The 26,125-nt window shown below is 66.1% G+C and carries 24 protein-coding genes and 1 pseudogene; 16 read left to right on the forward strand and 9 right to left on the reverse strand.

Translation table 11 applies throughout. The features are described 5' to 3' along the window. The first annotated feature begins 30 nt into the window (after positions 1-30). Genes ACF3ND_RS01465 through ACF3ND_RS01475 form a run of 3 tightly spaced genes read left to right on the forward strand, consistent with a single transcriptional unit; the run spans position 31 to position 4,077 of the window. Positions 31-1,440, forward strand: a complete 1,410-nt coding sequence (locus ACF3ND_RS01465; RefSeq protein WP_394063563.1) for an amidohydrolase family protein — start codon at positions 31-33, stop codon at positions 1,438-1,440. 40 nt (positions 1,441-1,480) lie between these two features. Then, positions 1,481-1,942, forward strand: coding sequence for a (2Fe-2S)-binding protein (locus tag ACF3ND_RS01470; protein ID WP_394063565.1), 462 nt, complete (start codon positions 1,481-1,483; stop codon positions 1,940-1,942). Next, positions 1,939-4,077 carry a molybdopterin cofactor-binding domain-containing protein gene (locus ACF3ND_RS01475; RefSeq protein ID WP_394063567.1) on the forward strand — a complete coding sequence of 713 codons (2,139 nt, stop codon included), beginning with the start codon at positions 1,939-1,941 and terminating at the stop codon, positions 4,075-4,077. The genes ACF3ND_RS01470 and ACF3ND_RS01475 overlap by 4 nt, the downstream gene beginning before the upstream one ends. Positions 4,078-4,137: 60 nt before the next feature. Here the strand turns inward: ACF3ND_RS01475 and ACF3ND_RS01480 are convergent, their stop codons facing one another. Together ACF3ND_RS01480 and ACF3ND_RS01485 are read right to left on the reverse strand one after the other, a co-directional pair. Further along, on the reverse strand, positions 4,138-4,845 hold the full coding sequence (locus ACF3ND_RS01480; protein WP_394063569.1) for a FadR/GntR family transcriptional regulator: 708 nt from the start codon (positions 4,843-4,845) through the stop codon (positions 4,138-4,140). 74 nt (positions 4,846-4,919) lie between these two features. Continuing rightward, positions 4,920-5,657 carry an SDR family NAD(P)-dependent oxidoreductase gene (locus ACF3ND_RS01485; RefSeq protein ID WP_394063571.1) on the reverse strand — a complete coding sequence of 246 codons (738 nt, stop codon included), beginning with the start codon at positions 5,655-5,657 and terminating at the stop codon, positions 4,920-4,922. A 346-nt stretch (positions 5,658-6,003) separates the two neighbouring features. Between ACF3ND_RS01485 and ACF3ND_RS01490 the strand changes: the two genes are divergently transcribed. From ACF3ND_RS01490 to gabD, 11 genes are all read left to right on the forward strand, one after another. Next, positions 6,004-7,215: a branched-chain amino acid ABC transporter substrate-binding protein gene (locus tag ACF3ND_RS01490; RefSeq protein ID WP_394065758.1), complete on the forward strand. Its 1,212-nt coding sequence runs from the start codon at positions 6,004-6,006 to the stop codon at positions 7,213-7,215. 132 nt (positions 7,216-7,347) lie between these two features. Then, positions 7,348-8,289, forward strand: a complete 942-nt coding sequence (locus ACF3ND_RS01495) for a branched-chain amino acid ABC transporter permease (RefSeq protein ID WP_394063573.1) — start codon at positions 7,348-7,350, stop codon at positions 8,287-8,289. A gap of 4 nt (positions 8,290-8,293) precedes the next feature. Beyond that, a complete protein-coding gene (locus tag ACF3ND_RS01500; RefSeq protein WP_394063575.1) occupies positions 8,294-9,517 on the forward strand; it encodes a branched-chain amino acid ABC transporter permease in 1,224 nt (407 codons plus the stop codon). Between the two features lie 5 nt (positions 9,518-9,522). Continuing rightward, on the forward strand, positions 9,523-10,290 hold the full coding sequence (locus tag ACF3ND_RS01505; protein ID WP_394063577.1) for an ABC transporter ATP-binding protein: 768 nt from the start codon (positions 9,523-9,525) through the stop codon (positions 10,288-10,290). Further along, entirely contained in the window at positions 10,287-11,012 is a 726-nt protein-coding gene (locus ACF3ND_RS01510) for an ABC transporter ATP-binding protein (RefSeq protein WP_394063579.1), read from the forward strand. The genes ACF3ND_RS01505 and ACF3ND_RS01510 overlap by 4 nt, the downstream gene beginning before the upstream one ends. A gap of 8 nt (positions 11,013-11,020) precedes the next feature. Further along, positions 11,021-11,833 carry an SDR family NAD(P)-dependent oxidoreductase gene (locus tag ACF3ND_RS01515; RefSeq protein ID WP_394063581.1) on the forward strand — a complete coding sequence of 271 codons (813 nt, stop codon included), beginning with the start codon at positions 11,021-11,023 and terminating at the stop codon, positions 11,831-11,833. Between the two features lie 32 nt (positions 11,834-11,865). After that, entirely contained in the window at positions 11,866-14,052 is a 2,187-nt protein-coding gene (locus tag ACF3ND_RS01520) for a thiamine pyrophosphate-dependent enzyme (RefSeq protein WP_394063583.1), read from the forward strand. A 2-nt stretch (positions 14,053-14,054) separates the two neighbouring features. Further along, positions 14,055-14,537 carry a VOC family protein gene (locus ACF3ND_RS01525; RefSeq protein ID WP_394063585.1) on the forward strand — a complete coding sequence of 161 codons (483 nt, stop codon included), beginning with the start codon at positions 14,055-14,057 and terminating at the stop codon, positions 14,535-14,537. Between the two features lie 4 nt (positions 14,538-14,541). Further along, positions 14,542-15,804 (forward strand): pyruvate dehydrogenase complex dihydrolipoamide acetyltransferase, encoded by a 1,263-nt coding sequence (locus ACF3ND_RS01530; protein WP_394063587.1) that lies wholly within the window; start codon positions 14,542-14,544, stop codon positions 15,802-15,804. Positions 15,805-15,811: 7 nt separating this feature from the next. Beyond that, complete coding sequence (lpdA, locus tag ACF3ND_RS01535; RefSeq protein ID WP_394063589.1) at positions 15,812-17,221, forward strand: dihydrolipoyl dehydrogenase; 1,410 nt, start codon at positions 15,812-15,814, stop codon at positions 17,219-17,221. 38 nt (positions 17,222-17,259) lie between these two features. Next, positions 17,260-18,714, forward strand: coding sequence for an NADP-dependent succinate-semialdehyde dehydrogenase (gene gabD / locus ACF3ND_RS01540; protein WP_394063591.1), 1,455 nt, complete (start codon positions 17,260-17,262; stop codon positions 18,712-18,714). An 851-nt stretch (positions 18,715-19,565) separates the two neighbouring features. On the opposite strand, the gene ACF3ND_RS01545 is transcribed toward gabD, so the two are convergent. Further along, entirely contained in the window at positions 19,566-19,850 is a 285-nt protein-coding gene (locus ACF3ND_RS01545; protein WP_394065759.1) for a rhodanese-like domain-containing protein, read from the reverse strand. A gap of 132 nt (positions 19,851-19,982) precedes the next feature. Next, positions 19,983-20,234, reverse strand: a pseudogene (locus tag ACF3ND_RS01550) (ArsR/SmtB family transcription factor); the annotation flags it as partial. 165 nt (positions 20,235-20,399) lie between these two features. Between ACF3ND_RS01550 and ACF3ND_RS01555 the strand changes: the two are divergent. Together ACF3ND_RS01555 and trxA are read left to right on the forward strand one after the other, a co-directional pair. Then, complete coding sequence (locus tag ACF3ND_RS01555) at positions 20,400-20,900, forward strand: DUF2938 domain-containing protein (protein WP_394063593.1); 501 nt, start codon at positions 20,400-20,402, stop codon at positions 20,898-20,900. A gap of 44 nt (positions 20,901-20,944) precedes the next feature. Then, positions 20,945-21,265, forward strand: a complete 321-nt coding sequence (gene trxA, locus ACF3ND_RS01560; protein ID WP_394063595.1) for a thioredoxin — start codon at positions 20,945-20,947, stop codon at positions 21,263-21,265. Between the two features lie 24 nt (positions 21,266-21,289). On the opposite strand, the gene ACF3ND_RS01565 is transcribed toward trxA, so the two are convergent. From ACF3ND_RS01565 to ACF3ND_RS01585, 5 genes are read right to left on the reverse strand one after another with little or no spacing between them, the layout of a single operon-like run. Next, on the reverse strand, positions 21,290-22,060 hold the full coding sequence (locus tag ACF3ND_RS01565) for a 2-keto-4-pentenoate hydratase (RefSeq protein ID WP_394063597.1): 771 nt from the start codon (positions 22,058-22,060) through the stop codon (positions 21,290-21,292). A gap of 6 nt (positions 22,061-22,066) precedes the next feature. Then, on the reverse strand, positions 22,067-22,732 hold the full coding sequence (locus ACF3ND_RS01570) for an aspartate/glutamate racemase family protein (RefSeq protein WP_394063599.1): 666 nt from the start codon (positions 22,730-22,732) through the stop codon (positions 22,067-22,069). Next, positions 22,729-23,379: a flavin reductase family protein gene (locus tag ACF3ND_RS01575; protein ID WP_394063601.1), complete on the reverse strand. Its 651-nt coding sequence runs from the start codon at positions 23,377-23,379 to the stop codon at positions 22,729-22,731. Before ACF3ND_RS01575 ends, ACF3ND_RS01570 begins: the two co-directional genes overlap by 4 nt. Position 23,380: 1 nt before the next feature. Further along, positions 23,381-24,643: a Zn-dependent hydrolase gene (locus ACF3ND_RS01580; RefSeq protein ID WP_394063603.1), complete on the reverse strand. Its 1,263-nt coding sequence runs from the start codon at positions 24,641-24,643 to the stop codon at positions 23,381-23,383. Further along, the gene (locus ACF3ND_RS01585) at positions 24,640-26,007 is read right to left on the reverse strand and encodes a dihydroorotase family protein (RefSeq protein WP_394063605.1); all 1,368 of its coding nucleotides are present in this window, start codon (positions 26,005-26,007) and stop codon (positions 24,640-24,642) included. Before ACF3ND_RS01585 ends, ACF3ND_RS01580 begins: the two co-directional genes overlap by 4 nt. Between the last annotated feature and the right edge of the window lie 118 nt (positions 26,008-26,125).

A 26,125-nucleotide genomic window follows, 5' to 3' on the forward strand; every position in this document is an offset into this window, starting at 1 on the left:
GGCAAGAAACCGACAATGACAAGGAATGATATGCAGACGCATACCGACAATCAGGCGCTACTCATCCAGCACGCCGAGGCGGTCATGACCGGCCTGGCCGGTTCAGCCGCCCGCGCCGGCAAGGTGGACATCCGGATCCGCGACGGCCGCATCGCGGAGATGGCGGCCGGTCTGCAGCCCCGGGCGGGAGAGCGGGTGCTCGAGGCCTCCGGCGCCGTGGTCTATCCCGGCTGGGTGAACACGCACCATCATCTGTTCCAGAACCTGCTCAAGGCGGTGCCCGAAGGCATCAATGCCGACCTGCAGGAATGGTTGGCGGCCGTGCCTTATCCCCGCCTGGGGCGCTTTACCCCCGAATTGCTGCGCACGGCGGCGCGGCTGGGCATGGCGGAGCTGCTGTTGTCGGGTGTGACCACCTGCGCCGATCATCATTTTCTCTATTACGCCGGCACAGGCCGGGAAACCGGGGATGTGCTGTTCGAGGTCGCCGCAGAGTTCGGCATGCGGTTCGTGCTGTGCCGCGGCGGCGCCATACAGTCCGCCTCGGCGCACCCGGGTTTTGCCAAGACAGGGCTGGAGCCTGAGACCCTGGACGAGATGCAGAGCGATATTGTTCGCCTGAAGTCGGCCTATCACGATCAGGCCGGCGATGCGATGCGCCGCGTGGTGGTGGCCCCCACCACGCCGACCTTCTCCATGCCGCCGGATATCCTGAGAGAGGTTGCGCGCTTTGCGCGCAGCGAAGGGCTGCGCCTGCACTCGCATCTGTCCGAAACGGATAACTACGTGCGCTTTTGTCGGGAGAAGTACGGCCAGTTGCCTGTGGAGTTCGTCGAGGAGCACGAATGGCTGGGGCCTGATGTCTGGTTCGCCCACATGGTTCATGCGCGCGCCAGTGAAATAGAAGTCCTGGCCCGTACGGGTACCGGGATTTCGCATTGCCCGGTCAGCAATGCCCGATTGGGCAGCGGTATTGCACCCGTGGTCCAGATGGCCCAGGCGGGAGTGCCCATTTCCGTCGGTGTGGACGGCGTCGCATCCAATGAGTCCGGCAGCATGCTCGGAGAACTCAATACCGCCTGGCTGATCCATCGTGCCAATCAAGGGGCGGCCGCCACCCGTATCGAGGACGTCATCTCCTGGGGAAGCCGGGGTGGCAGCCAGGTATTGGGCCTTGGCCAAGTAGGAACGCTGGAAGTGGGCCAAGCCGCCGACCTGGTTGTTTACGATCTGGACCATCCTCGTTTCTACGGCTTCCATGACCTTGCCGTAGCGCCTGTGGCTGCCGGGGAGCCCGCGCGTGTTCGTTACAGCCTGATCCAAGGAAGCGTCGTGGTCGATCAGGGAGCGATTCCGGGACTGGATGTTCAACAATTGAGGGCGCAGGCCAGAGAGGCGGTGGCGCGATTGCTGGAAGCAAGCCTGGCCGTGCCGACGTGACGGCAGGTCTGAATGATTCTTGAAGAGAGGAGATTGATTCATGAACCTCATGATCAACAATAAACACTACAGCATAGAGGTGGAACAGAACGTCCCCCTGTTGTGGGTGTTGCGTGATCTGCTTGGCCTGACCGGCACTAAGTTCAGTTGCGGGCGAGGCTTGTGCGGCGCTTGCACGGTGCATGTTGATGGCCAGCCTGTACGTTCCTGTGTGGTTCCGATAGGGGCCGTGCGGCATGCCAGGGTGACAACGATCGAGGGCCTGTCCAAGAATAACGATCACCCCGTTCAGCTTGCCTGGATCAGGGAGCAAGTGCCGCAGTGCGGGTACTGTCAGCCTGGGATGATTATGGCTGCGGCGGGTCTGATGAATCAGGGCAAAGGCGCCAGCTATGATGAGATGAAGGCAGGGATGACCAATTTGTGTCGTTGCGGCACGTATCCACACATTGATAAGGCCTTGCGGCGCCTCTGCGCAGATAGTCAGAGGAGGCCGGCATGACGCTTAATATCTCTCGCCGACGCCTGCTTCAGGCGGGCGCCTTGACGGGAGCCGCCCTGGCATTGGGGTTCCGCCTGCCTGTTGCGTCGGCGCGCTCGGTTAGTTTTCAGGATGAAGATGATGTAAATGCCTGGCTGGTGATTGCGCCCGATGGCCTGGTCACCATCATGGTGCCGACCGCCGAATTGGGGCAGGGTGTGTACACGACTGCTCCCATGCTGGTCGCCGAAGAACTGGAGTGCGACTGGCGCCAGGTGCGGGCGCAGATCGCACCCACGAATCCTGTCTACAACAATCGCATGTTCAAGGTGCAAGCGGTCGCGAGCAGCACGTCAGCGCGGTGGTCGTTCGAGCCGCTGCGCCGGATTGGCGCGTATGCCAGGGAAATGCTGAAGCTGGCGGCCGCACAGCGATGGGAGGTCGAACTGGCAGAGGTGAGCGTATTTCAGGGACAGGTGAGACACGAGCCCAGCGGTCGTCATCTTGCTTATGGGGAGCTGGCCGCTCAAGCCTTTGTGTTGCCGCGCCCCGAACAGGTTCAATTAAAACCCGCATCGCAATGGCGCCTTCTGGGCAAGTCGGTACAGCGCTTGGATATCCCTCTGAAAACCAGCGGTTTGGCCCAGTTTGGAATGGACGTGCAGGTGCCGGACATGCTGGTTGGCGCGATTGCGGCCTGCCCTTATCGAGGGGGGCGTTTGGTGAGCGTGGAGGATGGGCCGGCGCTGGCCAGAAAAGGCGTGCGGCAGGTGGTCAAGCTGGATCAGGCGGTGATCGTGCTGGCTGATCACTATTGGGCAGCCAGTATGGGCTTGTTCAGCTTGAAACCTCAGTGGGCTGCGCCGCAAGGCGCTTTGCTGCAGAGTGATACCTTGATGGAACAATTGCGTGATGCGGCTGCCAGTGATGGAGTGGTGGCCTTGCAGCGGGGAGACTCCGCGGCGATGGACGCGCAGCAGGAGCAATGGATCGAGGTGGAGTACGAAGTGCCTTATCTGGCCCACGCCACCATGGAGCCCATGAATGCGACCGTTCATGTTCAGGCCGACAGCGTTCAGGTCTGGGGGTCGACTCAGGTTGCCGGCGAACTGGCTGGGCAGCTCGCGCCCGTGCTGGGCATGAAGGAAGAGCAGGTTACAGTGCACAGCACGTTCGTGGGCGGTGGTTTTGGGCGAAGGGAGGAGTTCGATGTCTTCATTCAGGCTGCCTTGGCGTCTAAGGCTTCAGGCCGGCCTGTCAAGCTGGTATGGTCCCGCGAGGAAGACATACAGCAAGACTTCTATCGGCCAGCCGCCACTGCCTTGTTTCGAGCTGTGCTGGACAAGAAGGGGATGCCCTGGGCGATGGAGGTCAAATTGGCATGTTCGTCGATCTACATCCGAAATTTCCCAGATCGCGTCAAGGCGGGCGTGGATCCCAAGTCGGTCGAAGGGGTGGTTGACCATCTCTACAGCCTACCCAATATGACGGTGCGTTACGCCATGGTCAATACGGTAGTGCCGGCAGGGTTCTGGCGAGGGGTGGGTTATACGCAAAACTGCTTTTTTTTGGAAAGCTTTGTGGATGATCTGGCTCGGGCCGCTGGCAAGGACCCATTGGGCTATCGATTGGCCTTGCTGGAGGGGCAAGACAGGGCGCAGACTTTGTTGCGTCGCTTGAGTGATGAGCTGCGATGGGGGCACGCGGCCGAAGGATGTTTTCACGGCATTGCTTTCAGCAGCGCTTGGGGATCGTTATGCGGGGTCGGCGTGGAGTTATCCCTGGAAGGCAAAGATGTGGTGATCCACCGGGTTGTTTGCGCCATTGATTGCGGTCCCGTACTGAATCCTGCAACCGTTCGGCGCCAGTTGGAGGGAGGCATTGTCTGGGCTTTGGCCAGCGTGTTTGATGGCGAGATCACGGTCAAGGATGGACAGGTGCAACAGTCCAATTTCCATAACTACCATTTGCCGGGTCTGAAGCATATGTTTCCCATTGAGTGCCTGTTGCTGACGAGCGACGGGCCTATCGGCGGCGTGGGAGAATCTGCGGTTCCGCCTTTTGCTCCTGCTTTGTGTAATGCCTTGCTGGCGGCAACTGGAGAGCGGGCGCATAGTCTGCCGCTGCGTCGCCATGGTTATCGCCAGGCCGTTTGATGATGGCGATGTAGCATGCTTGAGCGTCCCGGAAAGCGTATTCGTTTCCCGGGAGCCGACTCAGTTCTTGATGTAGGTGTTCAGGCGCTTGGCCGCATTGCGCAGATGGCGCTCGGCGGCGTCGGCGGCGGCCGCCGGGTCGCGGCTTTCGATGGCCTGCACGATGGCCTGGTGTTCGGCCTGCACGTCCTTGATTAGGTTGTGGTGATATTGGGCCGTGTTGCTGCGCGCCTGGCGGATCAGGCGGCGCACGTGCTGCTCCAGGTACTCGTTCAGCGTGACGAAGTGCGGATTGTGGGTGGCGTCCACGATGGCCTGGTGAAAGGCGAAGTCCTCCTCGTCGCCCAACTGGTCGCAGGCGATGGCGTACTCCATGCCGATCAGGGCCTGGCGGATCTTCTTCAGGTCCTCGGGCGTGTGCCGTTCGGCGGCGTGCCGGGCGGCGGCCGCCTCGATGGCCACCAGCAGCTCGATGACGTGGCCCAGGTTCTTGGTGTCGCTCAGCGCGGAAGGGTCCAGGCTGAAGGTGCGGCGGGTGCCGCGCGCATTGACGAAGACCCCGCGTCCCTGGTGCGAGCGCACCAGGCCTTCGGACTTCAGTTGCGACAAGGCTTCCCGCACGACCGAGCGGCTGACCGCGAAGCGCTCGCAGAGCTGGGCTTCGCTGGGCAGCTTGTCGTCGGCCTGCAGACGGCCCGCGTCGATCTCGGCCTTGAGCCAGTCGACGATGGGGGTGGACAAGGCGGCGTTCAGTTTGCGTCCTGCCATAAGCGGTGTTGTCTTCCTACAGAGTTATTGTCGTGAACATGCCGCCCCGCGGGGCGGCATGCGCGCAGCGTATCTTAAACAATATACAGGCCGCCGTTGACGTGGATCGTCTCGGCGTTGACGAAGGAGGCCAGGTCCGAACACAGGAACACGATGGCGCCGGCCACCTCCTCGGCGCTGCCGAAACGGCGCAGGGGCGTGGCATCGAGCAGGGCCTGGCCCTTGGCGCGCAGCAGGTCGGCCGTCATGGGCGTTTCGATGATGCCGGGGGCCACGATGTTGACGCGCGTGCGCGGCGCCAGTTCCAGGGCCAGGCTCTTGCTGAAGCTGGAGACCGCGCCCTTGGATGCGGAATAGTGGGCGTGCGAATGGCTGCCCTTGTGACCGGCCACCGAAGCCAGGTTGACGATGGAGCTGCGCTCGCGCAAGTAAGGGATCACGGCCTGGCAGATGAAGAACGTGCCGTCCAGGTTGATCTGCATGAGGCGGCGCCACTGCTCGGCGCTCATGTCCTTGACCAGCACTTCGGGATAGATGCCCGCCGAGTGCACCAGATGGTCTATGCCGCCGTGCTGCTGCGCCGCTTCCTGAGCGGTGCGCAGGCAGTCTTCCTGACGGCTGACGTCGGTGACGTGCACGCTGGCCGTCGCGCCCAGGGCGCGGATTTCGGCGGCCAGGGCGTCCAGCGCCTCGCGGTTGATGTCGCTGAGCGCGATCGCCGCGCCCGCCCCCGCCATCTGCAGGGCCACGGCCCGGCCTATGCCGCCGGCCGCGCCGGTAATCAATACAGTCTGTCCCTTGAAACTGATCATCTCTACTCCGTATTAGGGTTTCTACTTATATAGACAAGCTGTTGATTTTCCACGGGATTCAATGCCCGAAGCGGTGGTTGCCGGATTTCGCCGGGCGCTTCGTTGACACTGATTTTTTGCGTAGTGTAGAATTTTTCACTTGTCAGATAAGTTGGCAAATCTTATCAGACAAGTTATCTATAAAAAAGAGTTTACCTACGCAGAATCTGGCTTTCATGTCCTATACAACAGACCTTGTGCCAGGCCGGTTCCCGGTGCGGAACGACCGTCGGTGAACCTGCTTCCCGGTAAATTCCTTACCCCTTTTGGAGATGAGAGCGTGAAATTGACAAAATTGGCGCTGGCCATGACGGTGACCGGCCTGATGGCTTTCGGCACGGCAAGCGCCGAACCCCTGAAAGTGGCTCTGGTGGAAACCCTGTCGGGTCCCCAGGCTTCCACAGGCCTGCTGTACCGCACGGCGGTGAAGTACCAGCTCGACTACATCAACCAGGCCGGCGGCTGGAACGGCGAAGCCATCCAGGTCATGGAGTACGACAACCAGGGCGGCCCCGCGGGCGCTTCCGACAAGGTCAAGGCGGCGATCGCCGACGGCGCGCGCATCATCATCCAGGGCTCGTCCTCGGCCGTGTCCGGACAGATCACCGAAGACGTGCGCAAATACAATCTGCGCAATCCCGGCAAGGAAGTGCTGTACCTGAACATGGGCGGCGAAGCGCTGGAACTGACAGCCGAGAAATGCCACTTCTACCATTTCCGCTTCACCACCAACGCCCCGATCCGCGTCAAGGCGCTGGTCGCGGCCATGAAAGAAGTGAACGAGCTGGGCACCAAGGTCTATTCCATGAACCAGAACTATTCCTGGGGCGCGGACATGCAGAAGGCCATCGAGCAGAACGCGGCCGCCGGCGGCTACACCGTGGTCGAAAAGACCCTGCACGACGTGAACCGCATCCAGGACTTCTCGCCCTACGCCAGCCGCATCAAGGCCAGCGGCGCCGAGACCGTCATCACCGGCAACTGGTCCAACGACCTGCTGCTGCTGATGAAAGCCACCCGCGATGCGGGCCTGAAGCTGCGTTTCGGCACGGTGTTCCTGGACCAGCCCGGCAACATCGCCAATGCCGGCGACCTGGCTCTGGGCCACTACATCGCCCACGCCTACAACATCGACACCAACGACAAGACCCTGGCCTTTGCCGAGGACTACAAGGCCAAGACCGGCCACTATCCGACCTATGTGGAACCCCAGACGGTGTTCGGCATGCAGATGGTGGGCGAGGCCCTGAAGAACACGCCCGCCAAGGGCGGCAAGCTGAACGTGACCGATCTGGCCCTGAACCTGGAGAAAGTCACCATCGATTCGCCCATGGGCCCGACCTCGATCCGCGCCGAAGACCACCAGGTCATGCTGCCCATCGTGGTCTCCAAGGTCTCGCGCGAAGCCAAGCATGCCGTGGACGGTACCGACATGGGCTTTGAAGTCGTGAAGTTCCTGAGCGGTCCCGACGCCGTCAATCCGGTGGAAACCACCTGCAAGATGAAGCGCCCGGCCTGACCGGCGCCCGGGCCGGCCCGCCCAGGGCCGGCCTTGTTCTCCCCTTAAGCCTTAGACGCCCCGCCCGCGCGCCTTGCGCCACGCCGGCAAGGGCGGTGCATGCCAGCGTTCTGGCCACAGAAAGGTATTCGTATGGAATTTTTTATCGTGTCGCTTTTGAACGGCAGCATCTACGGTTTGCTGCTGTTCATGGTTTCGGCGGGACTGACCCTGATTTTCGGCATGATGGGCGTGCTCAACTTCGCCCACACGTCCTTCTACATGATAGGCGCCTACCTGGCCTACACGCTGCAGAAAAGCGTGGGCTTCTGGCCCGCCATCATCATCTCCCCCATCCTGGTCGGGCTGATCGGCGCGTTCGTGGAGCGCTACATGCTGCGCCGCGTGCACCGCTACGGCCATGGCCACCAGCTGCTGCTGACCTTCGGCATCTCCTTCATCGCCACGGAAGCCATCAAGCTGTTCTACGGCAACTATCCCGTGGACTACCGCGTGCCTGCGGAGCTGAACTTCTCGGCCTTTTCCATCTTCGGCACCGACTATCCCTTCTACCGTCTGCTGATCGGCGGCGTCTCGCTGCTGATGTTCGGCCTGGTCTACCTGCTGCTGACCAAGACGCGCGTGGGCATCGTGGTGCGCTCGGCCATCTACAAGCCGCGCATGGTCGAGGCCCTGGGCCATAACGTGCCCATGGTGTTCATGGGCGTGTTCGGCGTGGGCGCGGGCCTGGCCGGCCTGGCCGGCGCCGTGGCCGGCGCCTTCTACACCACCAATCCCAACATGGCCCTGGAGCTGGGCGTGCTGGTGTTCGTGGTCGTGGTGGTGGGCGGCCTGGGCTCGCTGGGCGGCGCCATGCTGTCTTCGTTGATCATCGGCCTGGTCTCGTCCTTCTCGGTGGGCATTGACTGGAGCCTGGCGGACCTGCTGGGCCTGTTCGGCGCCGGCGACTGGGCCCGGGAAGCGGGCGGGCTGCTGACGCTGAAGGTCTCGTCCCTGTCCGCGACCATTCCGTTCCTGCTGATGTTGCTGGTCTTGTTAGTGCGTCCATCGGGCCTGATGGGCAACCGGGAGTAGTGCCTTGAAACGTTCTCTGCTTATCCTGCTCGTTCTGGCGCTCGCCCTGTTCGCCGCGCCGTACTACCTGAGCGCCTCGTTGCTGAATGCGGCCATCCAGATGCTGATCGCCGTGCTGTTCGCCACGGCTTTCAATGTGCTGGCCGGCCAGGGCGGCATGCTGTCCTTCGGCCATTCCGCCTACTTCGCCATCGGCACCTTCGCCACCATCCACGCCATGAATGCGGTGGAGGGCATGGGCCTGCTGCCCACGCCCCTGCTGCCGCTGATCGGCGCCCTGGGCGGCTGCCTGCTGGGCCTGGTGGCCGGCTGGTTCTCCACCCAGCGCAGCGGCGTGTATTTTTCCATGATCACCCTGGCCCTGGCCGAGCTGCTGCATGCCCTGGCCCCGCACCTGAAAGACGTGTTCGGCGGGGAAGGCGGCGTATCCGCCATGCGCATGCCGGCCTGGGGCTTTGATTTCGGCGATTCCATCCAGGTGTACTACATGACCCTGGCGTGGGTGCTGCTGGCCGTGGCCCTGCTGTTCTACTTCACCCGCACGCCGCTGGGCCGCCTGTGCAACGGCCTGCGCGAGAACACCAACCGCCTGCGCTTCCTGGGCTACAACGTGCACACGCTGCGCGTGCTGGTGTTCACCGTATCCGCGACCTTCACCGGCCTGGCCGGCGGCCTGCAGGCGCTGAACAACGAAGCGGCCAACTACGTGCTGTTCGACATGACACTGTCCACCCAGGCGGTGCTCAATTCCTACATCGGCGGCATAGGCAGCTTCTTCGGCCCCGCCATGGGCGCGGCCGTGATGAGCTTCTTCGGCTACGCCGTGTCCGACATGACCCGCTCCTGGCTGCTGTACCAGGGGATCATCTTCGTGCTGGTCATGATGTTCCTGCCGGCCGGCCTGTTCAGCATCGTTCAGTGGTGGCACCGCGGCCGCGAGCGCCATTCCATGGCCACGCGCTTCGCTTTCCTGCTGGGCTGGCTGGCGGGCATCCTGGTTGCGGGCGCCGGCGTGGTGTTCGGCGTGGAGCTGCTGGAGCGCATCCTGGGCCAGGACTACCAGGCGCGCCTGGGCGCCGGCGGCGACTGGCCCGCCGTGACCGTGTTCGGCCAGGACTGGCTGCCCGGCGCCGCCACGACCTGGCTGCTGCCCGTGGCGCTGATCCTGATCGGCACCGCCATCACGGTCGGCCTGACCCGCAAATGGCACGCCATCAACGAGGAGTGACCGCCATGACCCAATCCGCACAACGCATCGCGCTGACCCTGACCGATGTCAACAAGCACTTCGGCGAGGCGCACATCATCCGCGGCGTCAACCTGCAGCTCATCGAGGGCGAACGCCACGCCATCATCGGGCCCAACGGCGCGGGCAAGTCCACGCTGTTCCACCTGATCTCGGGCTATTTCCATCCCACCTCGGGCCGGATCCTGCTGGGCGACAAGCCCATCCACGACATGGAGCCGCGCCTGATCAACCGCCAGGGCCTGGCGCGTTCCTTCCAGATCACCAATGTGTTTCCCGGACTGAGCGTGTTCGAGAACCTGCGCCTGGGCGTGATGCGCCGCCACGGCCTGGACTACAACTTCTGGCGCCGCGTCTCCACGATGCGCGCTGTCAATCAGGAAGCCGAGCAGCTGCTCGAGCGCGTGCGCCTGACGGCGCACCGCGACACCCTGTCGGGCGAACTGAGCTATTCCGAACAGCGTTCGCTGGAGATCGGCATCGCCCTGGCCTCCGAGCCCAAGGTGCTGCTGCTGGACGAACCCATGGCCGGCATGTCGCGCGAAGAGACCGACTACACCACGCAACTGATCAAGGATCTGAGCCAGGGGCGTTCGCTGATGATCGTGGAGCACGACATGGACGTCGTCTTCTCCCTGAGCGACCGCATCAGCGTGCTGGTCTACGGCCAGATCATCGCCACGGGCACGCCCGAGGAAATCCGCAACAACAAGCTGGTCCAGGAAGCCTACCTGGGCACGGAGGTACAGGCATGACATCGACGCCTTCCCAACCTTTGCTGTCGGTCCAGGGCCTGCACGCCCACTACGGCAAGAGCCACATCCTGCACGGCGTGAGCTTCGATGTAGGCGAGCGCGAAGTGGTCAGCCTGCTGGGCCGCAACGGCACGGGCCGCTCGACCACCCTCAAGGCCATCATGGGCATGCTCAAGCCCAGCGCGGGCAGCGTCACGCTGGCCGGCAAGGAGCTGGCCGGCAAGTCCGCCTACCAGATCGCGCGCGCCGGCGTGGCCTTCGTTCCCGAGGAGCGCGATGTCTTCGGCAACCTGAGCGTGGAAGAGAACCTGGTCATGGGCATGCAGCCGCCGCGCAACGACGCGCCCAGCTGGACCATGGAGCAGATGTTCGACTTCTTCCCGCGCCTGAAGGAGCGCCGCAACACCCAGGCCGGCAATCTGTCCGGCGGCGAGCAGCAGATGCTGACCATGTGCCGCTCCCTGCTGGGCAATCCCCGCCTGATCCTGATCGACGAGCCTACCGAAGGGCTGGCGCCCAAGATCGTGACCGTCGTGGGCGAAGCCATCGAAGAGATCCACCGGCGCGGGGTGTCGGTGATCCTGGTCGAGCAGAAGCTGACCATCGCCATGAAGATTTCGACCGGCGTGTGCGTGCTGGGCCACGGCAACGTGGTGTTCCAGGGCACGCCGGACGCCTTGCTGGACAACCCCCAACTACTGAAAGACTGGTTAGCTGTATGAGCACGAGCATGTCGTTGGACACCCTGGCGCGCCTGGCGCAGGGCAAAACATTCCTGGACCTGAAGGACAAGGTCGTCCTGATCACGGGCGCGGGCAGCGGGATAGGCCTGGCCACCGCGCTGGCCTTCGCGGCCAACGGCGCGCAGGTGGCGCTGCTGGACATCAACGCCGCCAACCTGGAGGCCGCGCGCGGCCAGATCCTGGAGGTCGCGCCGCAAGCCGTGGCCAGCACCTGGCTGGCCGGGGTCAACGACGAAGCCGCCGTCCAGGCGGTCATCGACGGCATCGTGGGCCGGCACGGCCGGCTGGACGTGCTGATCAACAATGCTGGCATATCCATGAACATGCCCACGCTGGAGCTGTCCGGCGAGAACTGGCGCAAGGCCATGGACATCAACGTCAACGGCGTCTTCTACTGCGCGCAGGCCGCCGGCCGCCGCATGCTGGAGCAGGGCTCGGGCACGATCCTGAACCTGTCGTCCATGTACGGCGTGGTGGCCGCGCCCAATCGCGCCGCCTACTGCACCAGCAAGGCCGCCGTGGCCATGCTGACCAAGGTGCTGGCCATCGAATGGGCCGCCTCGGGCCTGCGCGTCAACGCCATCGCCCCGGGCTACATCAAGACCGCGCTGGTGGAGGAACTGTGCAAGGCGGGCCGCATGGACCTGGAGGCGCTCAGCAAGCGCACGCCCATGGGCCGCATCGGCGAGCCGCAGGAGATCGCCGCCCTGGCGCTCTTCCTGGCCTCCGACCAGTCCTCCTTCATCAATGGCCAGGTCATCGTGGCCGACGGAGGCTGGTCCTCCTACAGCTACATCTGAGCCGCACGAACACCCTACCCAAGAGAATACTCATGCCAGAAATTACTTCTTTGCAATCCGGCGCGCAGTGGGTCGAATTCCGCGTGACCGACGAGGACTGGAAAAAAGCCGATCCGGCCCTGCTGGGCACGCTGCTGACGCACGTGCACATGATCCGCGCCTTCGAGGAGACCGTGGTGGAACTGGCCATGGAAGGCCTGGTGCATGGCCCCGCGCACTCCAGCATCGGCCAGGAAGGCGGGGCGGCCGGCTCGCTGGTGCAACTGAAGACCGCCGACCAGATCAACGGCTCGCACCGCGGCCACCATCAGTTCCTGAGCAAGGCGCTGGCCCATCTGCAGCCCGCCGGCTTTGATCCCAAGGCCGAGCTGAGCCCTGCCGTGGACGCGCTGCTGCAGCGCACGCTGGCCGAGATCCTGGGCCTGGCCCAGGGCTTTTGCAAGGGCCGCGGCGGCTCCATGCACCTGCGCTGGGACGAGGCGGGCGTGCTGGGCACCAACGCCATCGTGGGCGGCGGCATTCCGCTGGCCGCCGGCGCCGCCTGGGCGCACAAGCATGCCGGCACCGATGCCGTGGCCGTGACCTATTTTGGCGACGGCGCCGTGAACATCGGCTCCGCGCTGGAGACCATGAACCTGGCAGCCGCCTGGAAGCTGCCGCTGTGCTTCTTCATCGAGAACAATCGCTACGCCGTGTCCACCAATGTGGAAGAGTCCACCGCCGAGCCGCGCTTGTCGGCCCGCGGCCAGGCCTTCAACATCCCCAGCTGGAAAGTGGACGGCATGAATCCGCTGGCCGTGCACCTGGCCATGGAGCAGGCGGTCGAGCACATGCGCGCCGGCAAGGGCCCCACCATCGTGGAAGCGGACCTGTACCGCTTCTACCATCAGAACGGCGGCTTCCCCGGCAGCGCCTTCGGCTACCGCAGCAAGGAAGAAGAGCAGCAGTGGCGCGAGCGCGACCCGCTGGACCTGATGGGCCGCAAGATGCAGGAGCTGGGCCTGATCAGCGCCGACGAGGTTGCGCAACTGCGCGCCCGCATCCAGGCGTCCATGAAGCAGGCCGTGGCCGCCCTGGTCGAGGCCGATCCGGCCGGCAAGAAGAACAAGCGCCGCATCCGCCCCGAACTGTGGCCCGAGCCCGGTTTCCGCGACGTGGGCCTGCGCGGCGACCTGAGCGAACTGGAAGGCGTACGCACCGAAGAACAGGCCACCTTTTCCGGCCAGCTGCAGGAGCGCAAATTCATCGATGTCGTGGCCGACGTCATGGGCCGCCGCATGGAGACCGACCCCGGCGTGGTCGTGATGGGCGAGGACGTGCACCGGCTGAAAGGCGGCACCAACGGCGCCACGCGCGGCCTGGCCGAGCGTTTCCCGGACCGCATCCTGGGCACGCCCATCAGCGAGAATGCCTTCGCCGGCCTGGGCGGCGGCCTGGCCATGGACGGCCGCTACCGTCCCGTGGTCGAGTTCATGTACCCCGACTTCATGTGGGTGGCGGCCGACCAGGTGTTCAACCAGATCGGCAAGGCCCGCCACATGTTCGGCGGCGACATGGCCGTGCCCCTGGTGCTGCGCAGCAAGGTGGCCATGGGCAGCGGCTACGGTTCGCAGCACTCCATGGACCCGGCCGGCATCTACGCCACCAGCCCCGGCTGGCGCATCGTGGCCCCGTCCACGCCTTTCGACTACGTGGGCCTGATGAACGCCGCCCTGAAGCTGAACGACCCCGTGCTGGTCATCGAACACGTGGACCTGTACGCCTCCTCGGGCCTGGCTCCCGTGGACGATCTGGACTACTGCCTGCCCTTCGGCAAGGCGGCCGTGCGCCGCGAAGGCCAGGCCGTGACGGTGCTGACCTACCTGTCCATGGTCCAGCACACGCTGGAGGCCGTGGAGCAGACCGGCGTGGACGCCGAAGTCATCGACCTGCGCTGGCTGGACCGCGCCAGCCTGGACTGGGACACCATCGGCCAAAGCATCCGCAAGACCAACAATGTGCTGATTGTCGAGCAGGGTTCGGTGGGCACGTCCTACGGCGGCTGGCTGGCCGACGAGATCCAGCGCCGCTTCTTCGACTGGCTGGACCAGCCCATCCAGCGCGTGACCGGCGGCGAAGCCTCCCCCAGCATCTCCAAGGTGCTCGAGCGCGCCGCCTGCGCCCGCACGGAAGAAGTCGTGGAAGGCCTGGAGCGCGTGATGCGCGAACAAGGACTGTGATCATGAACATGAAGATGGTTTCCCCCCTGGAAGTGGGCATCAGCTGCCGCGACCTGCCGGCCCTGCGCCGCTTCTACGAAGACGTGCTGGACTTCCAGTTCGTCAGCGAATTCGTGGTGCCGGCCGACAAGGCCCGCGCCGCCGCCATGTCGGCCGCTGGCTACACCGTGGTCCGCCTGCAGACGTCCTACGGCGAGCGCATCAAGCTGATCCAGGCCGTGGAGGCGGGCGAGCTGCCCGCGCCCACCGAATGGATCCTGGATCGGCCCACCTCGTCCTACCTGACCTTCATCGTCGCGGACATCGACGCCGCCATCGCCCGCCTGCAGGCGGCCGGCGCCTCGTTCATGACGGGGCCCGGACGCATCGAGGTGCGACCCGGCGTGTACCTGGCCTTCTGCCGCGACCCCGAAGGCAATGTGCTGGAGCTGGTGGAATACGCCGACATCCGCGAATACCGAAACGACCTGGACAAGAGGAACTGAAGTCATGGCCACTGTATTGACAATGCCCGGCGTGGCGACGGGCGACGACGGCGCCCTCATCGTGGCCTGGAGCAAGCAGGAAGGCGAGGCCGTCGCCGTGGGCGACGTGCTGCTGGAGATCGAGACCGAGAAGGCCATCGTCGAAATGAATGCGGAAAGCGCCGGCGTGCTGGCCCGCATCCTGGTGCCCGCCGGCCGGACGGCCGAGGTGGGCGCGCCCATCGGCGTGCTGCTGGCCCAGGGCGAAGGCGATGCCCAATTGCAGGCCGCCCTGGCCGGCGTGGATGCGGAAGCGGCCGCGGGCGAGGCCGCTCCTGCCGCGGCGCCTGCCGCTGAAGCGGCTCCCGCGGCGGCGTCCGCTCCCGTTGCGGCGGTTCAGGCCGGCGGGCGCATCTTCGCCAGCCCCCTGGCGCGCCGCCTGGCCCGCGAGGCCAATCTGGACCTGGCCGCGCTGAGCGGCAGCGGCCCGCGCGGCCGCATCATCAAGCGCGACGTGCTGCAGGCGCAGAGCGCCGCCCGTCCCGTGGCAGCGCCTGCTCCCGTTGCGGCGCCTGCCGCCGCTCCTGTCGCGGCCGCCCCGGCCGCCGGCAATTACACCGACGTGCCGCACAGCGCCATGCGCCGCACCATTGCGCGCCGCCTGACCGAGAGCAAGTCCAGCGTGCCGCATTTCTACCTGCGCGCCGACTGCCGCATGGACGCGCTGCTGGCGCTGCGCGCCCAGGTCAACGCCGCCGCGCCGCGCAAGGTGTCGGTGAACGATTTCATCATCAAGGCCGTGGCCGCCGCGCTGCGCGAAATGCCCGAGATGAACGTGAGCTGGACCGATGAGGCCCTGCGCCAGTACAAGGACGTGGACATTTCCGTAGCCGTGTCCACCGACACCGGCCTGCTGACCCCCGTGGTCAAGGGCGCGGACCGCGCATCCATTTCCGACATCAGCCGCAGCGTGGCCGACCTGGCCGAGCGCGCCCGCGCCGGCAAGCTGCAGCCCGCCGAGTATCAGGGCGGCAGCTTCACCATCAGCAATCTGGGCATGTTCGGCGTGGACGAGTTCGCCGCCATCATCAATCCCCCGCAGGCCGCCATCCTGGCCGTGGGCGCGGCCAGCCAGCGCGTGATTGTCGAGGACGGCCAGATGGCCATCGCCCAGATGATGACCGTGACCCTGTCCGTGGACCACCGCGCCATCGACGGCGCCCTGGCGGCCCGCTGGCTGGGCGTGTTCAAGCGCATCGTCGAAAACCCCTTGTCCGCGCTGATCTGAGACTGCCATGGCTGAACAGAATTTCGATGCAGTGGTGGTGGGCGGCGGCCCCGGCGGCTATGTGGCCGCCATCCGCGCCGCCCAGCTGGGCCTGCGCACCGCCGTGGTGGAAAAAGCCCATATGGGCGGCATCTGCCTGAACTGGGGCTGCATCCCCACCAAGGCCCTGCTGCGTTCGGCCGACGTGCTGCGCCTGATGACGCAGTCCAGCGGCTTCGGCATACAGGCGCAAGGCGTCAGCGTGGACCTGCAGGCCGTCGTGGCGCGGTCGCGCTCGGTGTCCGCGCAGCTGCAGCGCGGCGTGAGCCACCTGATGAAGAAGAACGGCGTGACCGTGCTCAACGGTCACGGCCGGCTGGCCGGCCGCCAGGCGGGCCGGAACCGCCTGAGCGTGCGCACCGAGTCCGGCGAGCAGACCGTGCTGGCGCGCCACGTGATCCTGGCCACGGGCGCGCGCGCCCGCAGCCTGCCCGATTTTCCCGTGGACGGGCAGTCGGTCTGGAGCTATCGCGAAGCGCTGGTCCCCAAGGCCGTGCCCACGCGCCTGGCCGTGATCGGCGCCGGCGTCATCGGCATCGAATTCGCGAGCTTCTACCGCGCCATGGGCGCGCAGGTGCGCGTCATCGAGATGGGCGATCGCATCCTGGCGGCCGAGGACGAGGAAGTGTCCGCCCACGTGGCCGCGTCCCTGAAGAAGGACGGCATCGAGCTGCACACCGGCACGCGCATCGTCGCCAGCGGCAGGCAAGCCGACGGCAGCTGGAAGCTGGATTTGCAGGGTCCCGGCGCGGCGCAGAGCGTGCAGGCCGACGTGGTGCTGGTGGCCGCCGGCATCGTGGGCAATGTGGAAGAGCTGGGCCTGGAGGGCACGGCCGTCAAGGTGGACCGCAGCCACATCGTGACCGACGCCTTCTGCGCGACCGGCGAGCCCGGCGTGTACGCCATCGGCGACGTGGCCGGCGCGCCCTGGCTGGCGCACAAGGCCTCGCACGAGGCCGTGATCTGCGTGGAGCACATCGCCGGGCTGAACCCCGCGCCGCTGAACGCCGACGCCATTCCGGCCTGCACCTACAGCCATCCGCAGGTGGCGCACGTGGGCCTGACCGAAACGCAGGCCAAGGCCGGCGGGCGCGCCGTGCGCGTGGGCCGCTTCCCCTTCGCGGCCAACGGCAAGGCGCTGGCCATGGGCTCGACCGAGGGCTTCGTCAAGGTGATCTTCGACGAGCAGAGCGGCGAGCTGCTGGGCGCGCACATGGTGGGCGATGAAGTGACCGAGATGATCCAGGGCTACGCCATCGCCATGGGCCTGGAGACCACGGAAGAGGACCTGATGCACACGGTCTTCGCCCACCCGACCCAGTCCGAGGCCATGCACGAAGCCGTGCTGGCCGCCTACGGCCGGGCGCTACACATTTAATGTCATCCCGCCGGCCGGGCCGGCACAAGGAAAGCGAAATGCTGCAACTGAAACGAATGGAATTGCTGCGCCAGCAGGCGTACATCAATGGCCGATGGGCGGATGCCGACTCGGGCCAGAGCATCGCGGTGAGCAATCCGGCCACGGGCGAGCAGATCGGCACCATTCCCAAGATGGGCGCCGAGGAAACCCGCCGCGCCATCGAGGCCGCCAACCAGGCCTGGGCCGGCTGGCGCGCCCTGACGGCCAAGGCCCGCGCCGTCATCCTGCGCCGCTGGTTCGACCTGGTCATGGCGAACCAGGAGGACCTGGCACGCATCATGACGGCCGAGCAGGGCAAGCCCCTGGCCGAGTCCATGGGCGAGATCGCCTACGGCGCCTCCTACCTGGAGTGGTACGGCGAGGAAGCCAAGCGCGCCTACGGCGACACCATTCCCGGACCGGCGGGCGATCGCCGCATCGTGGTCACCAAGGAGCCGGTGGGCGTGTGCGCGGCCATCACCCCCTGGAACTTCCCCTCGTCCATGATCACCCGCAAGGTGGGCGCGGCCCTGGCGGCCGGCTGCACCATCGTGGTCAAGCCCGCCACCCAGACGCCGTACTCCGCCTTCGCCCTGGCCGCCCTGGCCGAAGAGGCCGGCGTGCCCGCGGGCGTGTTCTCGGTCATCACCGGCTCGGCCTCGGCCATCGGCGGCGAGATGACCAGCAATCCGCTGGTGCGCAAGGTCAGCTTCACCGGCTCGACCGAGATCGGCCGCCTGCTGATGCAGCAGAGCGCCGCGCAGATCAAGAAGATCTCGCTGGAGCTGGGCGGCAATGCGCCTTTCATCGTGTTCGAGGACGCGGACCTGGACGCCGCCGTGGAGGGCGTGCTGGCCAGCAAGTTCCGCAACATGGGCCAGACCTGCGTCTGCGCCAACCGCCTGTACGTGCATGACAAGGTGTATGACGCATTCGCCGAAAAACTGGTGGCGGCCGTGTCGCGCCTGAAGGTGGGCAACGGCATGGACGAAGGCGTGCTGCAAGGCCCGCTGGTCGAGCAGGCCGCCGTGGACAAGGTGCGCGAGCATATAGCTGACGCCGTCTCCAAGGGTGCGCGCGTGCTGCTGGGCGGCCAGTCCCATGAGCTGGGCGGCTTGTTCTTCCAGCCCACCGTGGTGGCCGACGTCACCCCGGACATGAAGGTCGCCAAGGAAGAGACCTTCGGCCCGCTGGCGCCGCTGTTCCGCTTCAGCACGGAAGAAGAGGTCATCGCCATGGCCAACGACACCGAGTTCGGCCTGGCCTCCTACTTCTACAGCCGCGACATCGGCCGCGTCTGGCGCGTGGCCGAGGCCCTGGAATACGGCATGGTCGCCATCAATTCCGGCCTGCTGTCCAACGAGGCCGCGCCTTTCGGCGGCGTGAAGCAATCCGGCCTGGGCCGCGAAGGCTCGCACTATGGCCTGGACGACTACATGGTCGTCAAATACATGCTGATGGGCGGCATCTGAGTTTTTCCGCAGTACTGCAGCCAGACCTTGGCCCGCGCATTGCGCGGGCTTTTTTTTCGGCGCTTCATTGTTTATCGGGACGTTTCGATACTGGCTGTGTTTTTTGGGCCAAGCAGGGAAAAGTCTCGGTTTTCTTGAGGGGGGCCTGGACGGGCCGGCTTGGCTGGGTCCTTCGCCCGTGCTGCGCACGGGTTCCCTTGTCAGCACGCCGGGGCGGGCGGGTCGTGAACTCGGAGCGCGATTCGTCCCCCGGACGAACCGCAAGCGCGCTCCTCGAACAGCACGCCCCTTGCCTCCCGCCCCAACGTGCTGCCTGCGGCGAAGTCCCTGACTCGCCCGCCGGCCCGCCCAGGCCCCCCTCAAGAAAACAGCATCGCTTTGCTTGGCCCAAACAGCGCTGGGCCAGCGCCATCAAGACCTGCGGTGCAGGTTCCCAAGGTCACGATGCGGTAAGACGTTTCTCATCGGCGACGCTTCTATCGGGTGATCGATGAGATAGTTATTGTGAGCCGTTCGAGAAGCCCGGGGGACAGACAGGGCGGGTCAGGCTGCTTGCCGCAGGCGGGGAATTGCGCAGGGAGGCAAGCGTCCTTCTGTTCGAGTGGGACGCTTGTGTCTCGTCCGGGGGACGAGACACCCCACGAGTTAAGGACGCGCCCGGAGCAATACCCCGACCAGGGCACCGGTGCGCAGCACCGGCAAGCGGCCAGCCCAGACTGTCCCCCGGGCTTCTCGAACGGCGTCTTCACAAAGACCATCTCTGCTATCGGTCAGCCGATACTTTTCATGGAGCGTGCGATTGGCTTTCCATGTTCAAAGCAGTGCTCAGGAAGGCGCGCCCCAATCCGCCTTCAGGACGAAGCCGCTTCGATCTTCAAGCCGGCCTTTTGCCAGCCATCGAAACCCGCTTCGAAACGGCGCGCATCGTAGCCGCCGGCGCGCAGGGCCTGGACGGCTTCGGCCGACAGCACGCAGTACTGGCCGCGGCAGTAGGCCACGATATGGCGGCCGGGCGGCAGCTCCCCCAGGCGGCTTTCCAGCACATCCAGCGGGATGTTGAGCGCTCCGGGCAGATGGCCCTGCTCGAACTCGTCCTGCGGGCGCACGTCCAGCACCAGGGTGTCGTCCATCTGCATGCGCTCCAGCAAATCCTTCAGGGCAATGGCCTCCAGCCCTTCAGGACCATTGCGGCTGTCCTGGACCAGGGCTTGAATCTCCGCATGGCGGAAATCCACATAAGCCTGCAAGGCGTCCACGATATCCACGATGGGGCCGGGGGCCAGGCGGTAGAACACATGTTTGCCCTCGCGCCGCGTCTGCACCATGCCGGCGCGCTTGAGCACCTGCAGGTGCTGCGATGCATTGGCGATCGCCATGCCGCACAGCTCGGCCAGACGCTCGACGGGCTGCTCGCCGTGTTCGACGTGACGCAGCAGGACGAGACGGTGCGGATGGCCCAGGGTCTTGGCGACCTCGGCCAGATCCAGGCTTTTATCCAGGGGCAGGCTTGACGGTTTCATGGCGAAAAGTCTAGCATCAATCTACAATTCAATCATTCAATTGAATGAATTTAATTTGGTCGAAACGGACCGTCCCTGCGCGAGCGGCCCGCCGGCGGGCTGCTTGCCCTGCACAGTCATCAGACATCGGCCTGTTCAGCCGATGCGAACGGGAGTGGATGAAACATGAACGCAACCTGGTCTTTCTTGCTGCAGTCGGCGCTGATCGGCGCAGGGGCCACCCTGGTCATGGATGCCTGGGCGTGGCTGTTGAAGCGGCTGTTCGGCGCCCCATCGCTCAATTACGCCATGGTGGGCCGTTGGGCGGCGCATCTGCCGCGCGGCCGCCTGATGCACGAAAGCATTGCCAAGGCCGCGCCGGTCGCCGGCGAGGCGGTGCTGGGCTGGGGCGTGCATTATCTGGTCGGCGTGGTCTTTGCTGCCGTGCTGCTGGCTCTGGCCGGGCCGGACTGGCTGCGCGCCCCGACGTTTCTGCCCGCGCTGGCCTGGGGGGTGTTCACCGTGGCCGCGCCCTTTCTGGTGCTGCAGCCCGGCATGGGGGCCGGCTTTTTCGCTTCCCGCACGCCGCAGCCCAGCGTGGCGCGCCTGCGCAGCCTGATGGCGCACGCCTCCTTCGGCGCGGGCCTCTACATTGCCGCCTGGCTGTATTCGCGCTTTTTGGCCTGAGGCCGGCGCCTTCCCGTTTTTTCTGTTCCCGAGGTATCGCCAACATGATCAGCATTCTGACCAACGATAATTTCGACCGCGCCGTCACCCCCATGCCCGGGCTGCACGTCGTGCGCTTCTGGGCCGAATGGTGCGGCCCCTGCCGCATGATGGCGCCCCTGTATGCGCAGGCCGCGCGCGACATGCAGGAGCAGGCTCATTTCGCGGAGGTGGACATCGATGCGGCGCCTGAGCTGGCCAGCCGCTTTCGCGTGCAAAGCATCCCCACGGTGCTGCTGTTCAAGGACGGGAAAGTGCTGGATCGGATGACCGGCGCCGGCAGCAAGGCCGCCATCGAGGCCTTTGTGTCGCGGCATCTGAATTGAGGGCGCCGGCGGAGCGGACCGGCTCTATCCACAGATGAATTCCAGCTCGCCCAGACCGTCCACGGCGGCCTGGATCAGGTCGCCGGGCGCGGCCCGCAGCATGGGCAGACAGGAGCCGGTGATGACGACCTGACCCTGGCGCAGTCCGCCGCCGTGGCGGCTGCCCTGGTTGGCCAGCCACAGCAGCAGCCGCATCGGGTCGCCGGCCGGGTTCTGGCTGGGACCCTGCAGGGGCGGCTGGCCGCCTACTTGCAAGCGGACACATGCGGGGTTCAGCAGACGAGGGTCGCGGGCGGGCGCGCCCCTGGATTGGTAGACCAGCGCGCCATGGCTGGCCAGATCGGCCAGCGTGGACAGCCGTCCCACCTTGTCGCGCGCGGCAAAGCGCGACTCCACCATTTCCACCGCCACGCAGACCTGGCTGACGGCGCTCCACACCTGTTCGGCGTCGTAGGGACCGTCCTCGACGGGCAGGTCGCGGGCCATCACCACGCCGATCTCCACTTCCACGCCGCGTTCGGACAAGCCGTCGCCGGGAAGCCGGCCGGGATCGGCATGCCGGTGGCGCAGGGGCAGGGGCGCGCAGGTGGGCGGGGCGGCCGGCGCGGCGGCGCCCACCTTCCAGCCGCCGACAGGGCCCAGCGCCGTCATCTGCAAGGCCTGTATGACATAGGCGTGCTCAAAGGAGGCGGGACGCAGCGCATCGGGCCAGTCGAGAATGGGCGCATCCAGGCGGCGCGCCTCCAGCAGGCGCTGCGCGGCGGCCAGGCAGTCGGGGTAGTGCGGCGAGTCCATGGCGGCTCACCAGCCCAGCAGGCAGCGGCCCAGCGCCGCAGCCACCGTCGCCTGCGTAGGCTCCACCACGGCGATGCCCAGCGCCTGCTCCAGGGCCTCGCGCTGGCCGGCCATGCCGGCGCAGCCCAGCACCACGACGTCGGCGCCGTGCTCGTCGCGCAGGCGCCGGCCCACTTGCGTCAGCCGCTGCAAGGTTTTGCCTTGATCGACCAGCTCGGCCACCCCCATGTCGATGGCCAGGTCGGCGGCCAGCCTGTCCGTCACGCCCATGGCGCCGAAGTAACGCAGGTGGCGCGGGATGGAGGCCGACAGAATGGACAGCACCCCGAAGCGCTGGCCCATGCCAAGAGCGGTCAGCACGCCGGTCTCGGCGATGCCCAGCACCGGCACGTCCACGGCTTCGCGCAGCGTGTACAGGCCGGGGTCGCTGAAGCAGGCCACCACGTAGGCCGCGGCCTGGTCCCGCAGGCTCAGGGCCTGGGCGCGCAGGTGCGGGACCAGCGCGTCTATGTCGGTCTGGCTCTGCACGCCGGGCGGGCCTTCGGGCAGGCGCAGGCAGGTGATGACGGGCCCATCCGCCAGGCGCAGGGGCTGGACGGCGCGGTCCAGGCCGTCGGTCACCGCCTGGCTGGAGTTGGGGTTCAGGACGTAGATATGCGTACGACGATTCATGGTGTGCCTGCCGTGTCGTGGGCGCCGGGCCCGGGATATTGGGTATATTTTTCGGATTGGAAGCGGCCTTGAAGGCCGAGGTACCAGTCGGAGCCATGCAGCCGCCCGATGGGATCGTAGGCGTCCATGTCGATGCGCCCCTCCGGCGTCAGGATACGGTCGCTGCAGTGCAGATGGACGATTTCGCCGATGACGATGTGGCGCAGCGGCCCCAGGTCCAGCGCGGTGTGTAGGCGGCACTCGAACTGCACGGGCGACTGGGCGATGCGCGGCGGGCGCACCTGCCGGCTGGGGGCCAGGTCCAGGCCGGCGTCCGGGTGCTCGGCCTGGTCCGGCGGGTAGGGGATGCCGCAGATGTTCATGGCCCGCGCCATGGAGGCGCTGATCAGGTTGACCACGAACTGCCCGCCGGCCAGGATGTTGCGCGTGGTGTCCTTCAGCCCGTCGGGCGAGTGCGGATCGTGCTCCAGGCCCAGCGCCACCACCGGCGGCTCCGAGCCCATCACATTGAAGAAGCTGAAGGGCGCGGTATTGACGCGGCCCAGCCCGTCGCAGGTGGTGACCAGCGCGATGGGACGCGGCAGCACGGTGTTGACCAGCAGCCGGTAGCGCTCCCGTTCGCTCAGTTGGTCGCAGCGCCAGTCCATGTCAGCTCTCCAGGGCCCGGTCCAGCATCACGATGGTCTGGTAGAGCACGCGCGCGCCGTCCAGCAGCTGTTCGGGCGTGATGGACTCCTCGGGACAATGGCTGCGCCCGTTCAGGCAGGGAATGAAGATCATGCCCATGGGGCCGCTGCCGGCCATGTAGACGGCGTCGTGGCCGGCGCCGCTGGGCATGGTCATGCTGCGGTAGCCCAGCGAGGCGGCGGCTTCGCTGATCACGCGCATCACGCCGGGATGGCAGTCCGTCGGCCGGGCCAGGCTGACCTGGGCGGCCTCCAGGCCCAGCCCCATGGCCTCGATCCCGGGCCGCAGCTCCTCCAGCAATTCGCGGGTGAAGGACTCCATGATGTCCTGGCGGTCGCTGCGCACCTCCACCATCATTTCCACGCGGCCGGGAACGGCGTTGGACGCGTTGGGCGTCAGGTTCAGATTGCCGATGGTGGCCACCACGTAGTCGGGGCCGCCCAGGTAGGCGCGCGCCTTGCGGTCCACGGCGCCGATGATCAGGCTGGCGCCCACCAGCGCATCGCGCCGTATGTCCATGGGCGTGGTGCCGGCATGATCGGGGCGGCCTTCGACGATGAGGCGATGCCGGCAGATGCCCACGATGTTGCTGACCACGCCGATGGGAAGCCGGCGGGATTCCAGCACGGGCCCCTGCTCGATGTGCAGCTCCACGAAGGCCGCCGTGTCGCCCGGCGCGCGCCGAACCCGGTCCAGCTCCCCGGGCCGCCCGCCGATGCGGGCGATGCCCTGGGCCAGCGTCTCACCCTGGGGATTGCGCTCGGCCAGCATGGCGGCGCTCAGCACCCCGCCCATGGCGCGGCTGCCCACGCAGGACACGCCGTAGTCGCTGGGTTCTTCGGACAGGAAGTCCACCACTTCGAAGGGGTGATCCAGTTCCACGCCCTGTTCGTCCAGGCAGCGCGCCACTTCCAGGCCGGCCAGCACGCCGATGATTCCGTCGTAGCGCCCGCCGTACATGACCGTGTCGCAATGCGAGCCCGTCGTGATGGGGGCCAGGCCGGGCTTGCGGCCTTCGCGCCGGCCGATCAGGTTGCCGGCCGCATCCACGTGCACCGTCAGGCCCGCCTGCTCGAACTGCGCCTGCAGCCACTGGCGCGACTGCATGAACAGTTCGGAGAAGGCGCGCCGCGTCCAGGGTTGGTCGGGCAGGGTGAACCTGGCCAGTTCCTGGGTGCTGCGCCACAGGCGCTCCTGGTTCAGCAAGGGCATGGCCGGGCTCATGACAGCTCGCCTGCCTTGTGGGGGCGGATGAACTGGCCGTCGCCCGCCGCGTTGCGCACCGCTTTTCCGTCCCAGGCGAGCTGGCCGCGCACGTAGGTGGCCTGCACGCGCACGTGGAATTCGCGGTCCTCGAAGGAGCTCCAGGTCACCGCCGATAAACTGGTGGAGGGATCGAAACGGTAGGTTTCGGGCTTGAGGATCACGATGTCGGCGTCCGCGCCCACGTTCAGCGAACCCTTGCGATGCTCCAGCAGGAAATGCTGGGCCGGGCCCCAGCAAAGCTGCTTGACCACCATGGTGGGCGAGATGCCGTGCTCGGCGCAGCCGGTCCAGAAAGCCGGCAGCAGCGTTTCCAGGCCGGGCCCGCCGGAGGAGTTCTGGAAGACGTTGTCGAACTGCTTGCGCTCCAGCCCCCAGCTGACGTGATCCGAGGACACGAAGGTGCATTCGTCGTTGGCGATATGGGTCCAGAGCAGGTCCATTTCCGCCTTGGGACGGATGGGCGGGTAGTGCTTGGTCTTGGCCCCGAAGCGGCGCGTGTGTGCTTCGTGGTTGAGCATCAGGTACTGCACGCAGGTTTCGATGGAAGCCTTGTGGCCCGCGCGCCGGTACATATTGCAGATCTCGAAGCCGCGTGACAGCGAGACGTGCACGGCGTGGGCGCGCGCGCCGGTCTGGGCGCCGATCTCGTAGATGGCGCTGGTGGCCAGGTTCTCGATCAGGGGCGTGTGGGCGCGCAGGAAGGCGTCCCAGCCCGTGTCGCCGGCTTCCACCATGCGCTTGATGTTCTTGCGGGTCAGCTCCTGGTCCTGGTTGTGCACGCCGCAGGCCAGGCCCGAGGGGGCGATCAGGCGGAAAGCCTCCATCAGCACGTCCTCTTCCACGCGCGGGAAGCGTCCCGGACTGGCCTCGAAGGTGGAGAACTTGAAGCCGCAGACGCCGCCTTCGATCAGGCCGGCGGCCGCTTCCAGGCCGTGCTTGTCGTTCAGCGTGCCGTAGCAGGCCACGTCCACGTGGCAGTCGCTCTCGATGCGGGCGATCTTCTCGTCCAGCTGCGGACGCGAGGCGACTGGCTCGGGATCGTCATAGGGCATTTCCACCATGGTGGTCACCCCGCCCGCGGCCGCCGCCCGCGAGGCCCAGCCCAGGCCTTCCTGATTCGCTTGGCTGCCCGAGTGCACCTGGCCGTCCAGCACGCCCGGCATCACCCACAGGCCGCGCGCATCCACATGCTCGCGCGCCTGCGGGGCGGCGCCGGTGCCGCGCGCCGCCACCCGCCCCTCGCGCACGGCCACCCAGCCGTCGGTGATGATGCGGTCGCGCTCGATGATGTTGCCCCGTACCACCAGATCGAAGTCACTCATTCTTTTCCTCCTTGGATAGCCCGGACCCGCGCTTGCCGCGTGTCCGCGATGTTGTCATTGAAGATTGAAGCAAATCCCGACATGAATGTCGTATGCCTATTTATTCGAAAAACATAAG

The organism is Alcaligenes sp. WGS1538, assembly GCF_043187505.1.
In the GTDB taxonomy this organism is placed as follows: domain Bacteria; phylum Pseudomonadota; class Gammaproteobacteria; order Burkholderiales; family Burkholderiaceae_B; genus Alcaligenes.

Bases quoted from the DNA above. Each gene is read 5' to 3' on its own strand.
- ACF3ND_RS01465 (WP_394063563.1), top strand. From the start codon at position 31: ATGCAGACGCATACCGACAATCAGGCGCTACTCATCCAGCACGCCGAG.
- ACF3ND_RS01470 (WP_394063565.1), top strand. From the start codon at position 1,481: ATGAACCTCATGATCAACAATAAACACTACAGCATAGAGGTGGAACAG.
- ACF3ND_RS01475 (WP_394063567.1), top strand. From the start codon at position 1,939: ATGACGCTTAATATCTCTCGCCGACGCCTGCTTCAGGCGGGCGCCTTG.
- ACF3ND_RS01480 (WP_394063569.1), bottom strand. From the start codon at position 4,845: ATGGCAGGACGCAAACTGAACGCCGCCTTGTCCACCCCCATCGTCGAC.
- ACF3ND_RS01485 (WP_394063571.1), bottom strand. From the start codon at position 5,657: ATGATCAGTTTCAAGGGACAGACTGTATTGATTACCGGCGCGGCCGGC.
- ACF3ND_RS01490 (WP_394065758.1), top strand. From the start codon at position 6,004: ATGACGGTGACCGGCCTGATGGCTTTCGGCACGGCAAGCGCCGAACCC.
- ACF3ND_RS01495 (WP_394063573.1), top strand. From the start codon at position 7,348: ATGGAATTTTTTATCGTGTCGCTTTTGAACGGCAGCATCTACGGTTTG.
- ACF3ND_RS01505 (WP_394063577.1), top strand. From the start codon at position 9,523: ATGACCCAATCCGCACAACGCATCGCGCTGACCCTGACCGATGTCAAC.
- ACF3ND_RS01510 (WP_394063579.1), top strand. From the start codon at position 10,287: ATGACATCGACGCCTTCCCAACCTTTGCTGTCGGTCCAGGGCCTGCAC.
- ACF3ND_RS01515 (WP_394063581.1), top strand. From the start codon at position 11,021: ATGTCGTTGGACACCCTGGCGCGCCTGGCGCAGGGCAAAACATTCCTG.
- ACF3ND_RS01520 (WP_394063583.1), top strand. From the start codon at position 11,866: ATGCCAGAAATTACTTCTTTGCAATCCGGCGCGCAGTGGGTCGAATTC.
- ACF3ND_RS01525 (WP_394063585.1), top strand. From the start codon at position 14,055: ATGAACATGAAGATGGTTTCCCCCCTGGAAGTGGGCATCAGCTGCCGC.
- ACF3ND_RS01530 (WP_394063587.1), top strand. From the start codon at position 14,542: ATGGCCACTGTATTGACAATGCCCGGCGTGGCGACGGGCGACGACGGC.
- lpdA (WP_394063589.1), top strand. From the start codon at position 15,812: ATGGCTGAACAGAATTTCGATGCAGTGGTGGTGGGCGGCGGCCCCGGC.
- gabD (WP_394063591.1), top strand. From the start codon at position 17,260: ATGCTGCAACTGAAACGAATGGAATTGCTGCGCCAGCAGGCGTACATC.
- ACF3ND_RS01545 (WP_394065759.1), bottom strand. From the start codon at position 19,850: ATGCAGATGGACGACACCCTGGTGCTGGACGTGCGCCCGCAGGACGAG.
- ACF3ND_RS01555 (WP_394063593.1), top strand. From the start codon at position 20,400: ATGAACGCAACCTGGTCTTTCTTGCTGCAGTCGGCGCTGATCGGCGCA.
- trxA (WP_394063595.1), top strand. From the start codon at position 20,945: ATGATCAGCATTCTGACCAACGATAATTTCGACCGCGCCGTCACCCCC.
- ACF3ND_RS01565 (WP_394063597.1), bottom strand. From the start codon at position 22,060: ATGGACTCGCCGCACTACCCCGACTGCCTGGCCGCCGCGCAGCGCCTG.
- ACF3ND_RS01570 (WP_394063599.1), bottom strand. From the start codon at position 22,732: ATGAATCGTCGTACGCATATCTACGTCCTGAACCCCAACTCCAGCCAG.
- ACF3ND_RS01575 (WP_394063601.1), bottom strand. From the start codon at position 23,379: ATGGACTGGCGCTGCGACCAACTGAGCGAACGGGAGCGCTACCGGCTG.
- ACF3ND_RS01580 (WP_394063603.1), bottom strand. From the start codon at position 24,643: ATGAGCCCGGCCATGCCCTTGCTGAACCAGGAGCGCCTGTGGCGCAGC.
- ACF3ND_RS01585 (WP_394063605.1), bottom strand. From the start codon at position 26,007: ATGAGTGACTTCGATCTGGTGGTACGGGGCAACATCATCGAGCGCGAC.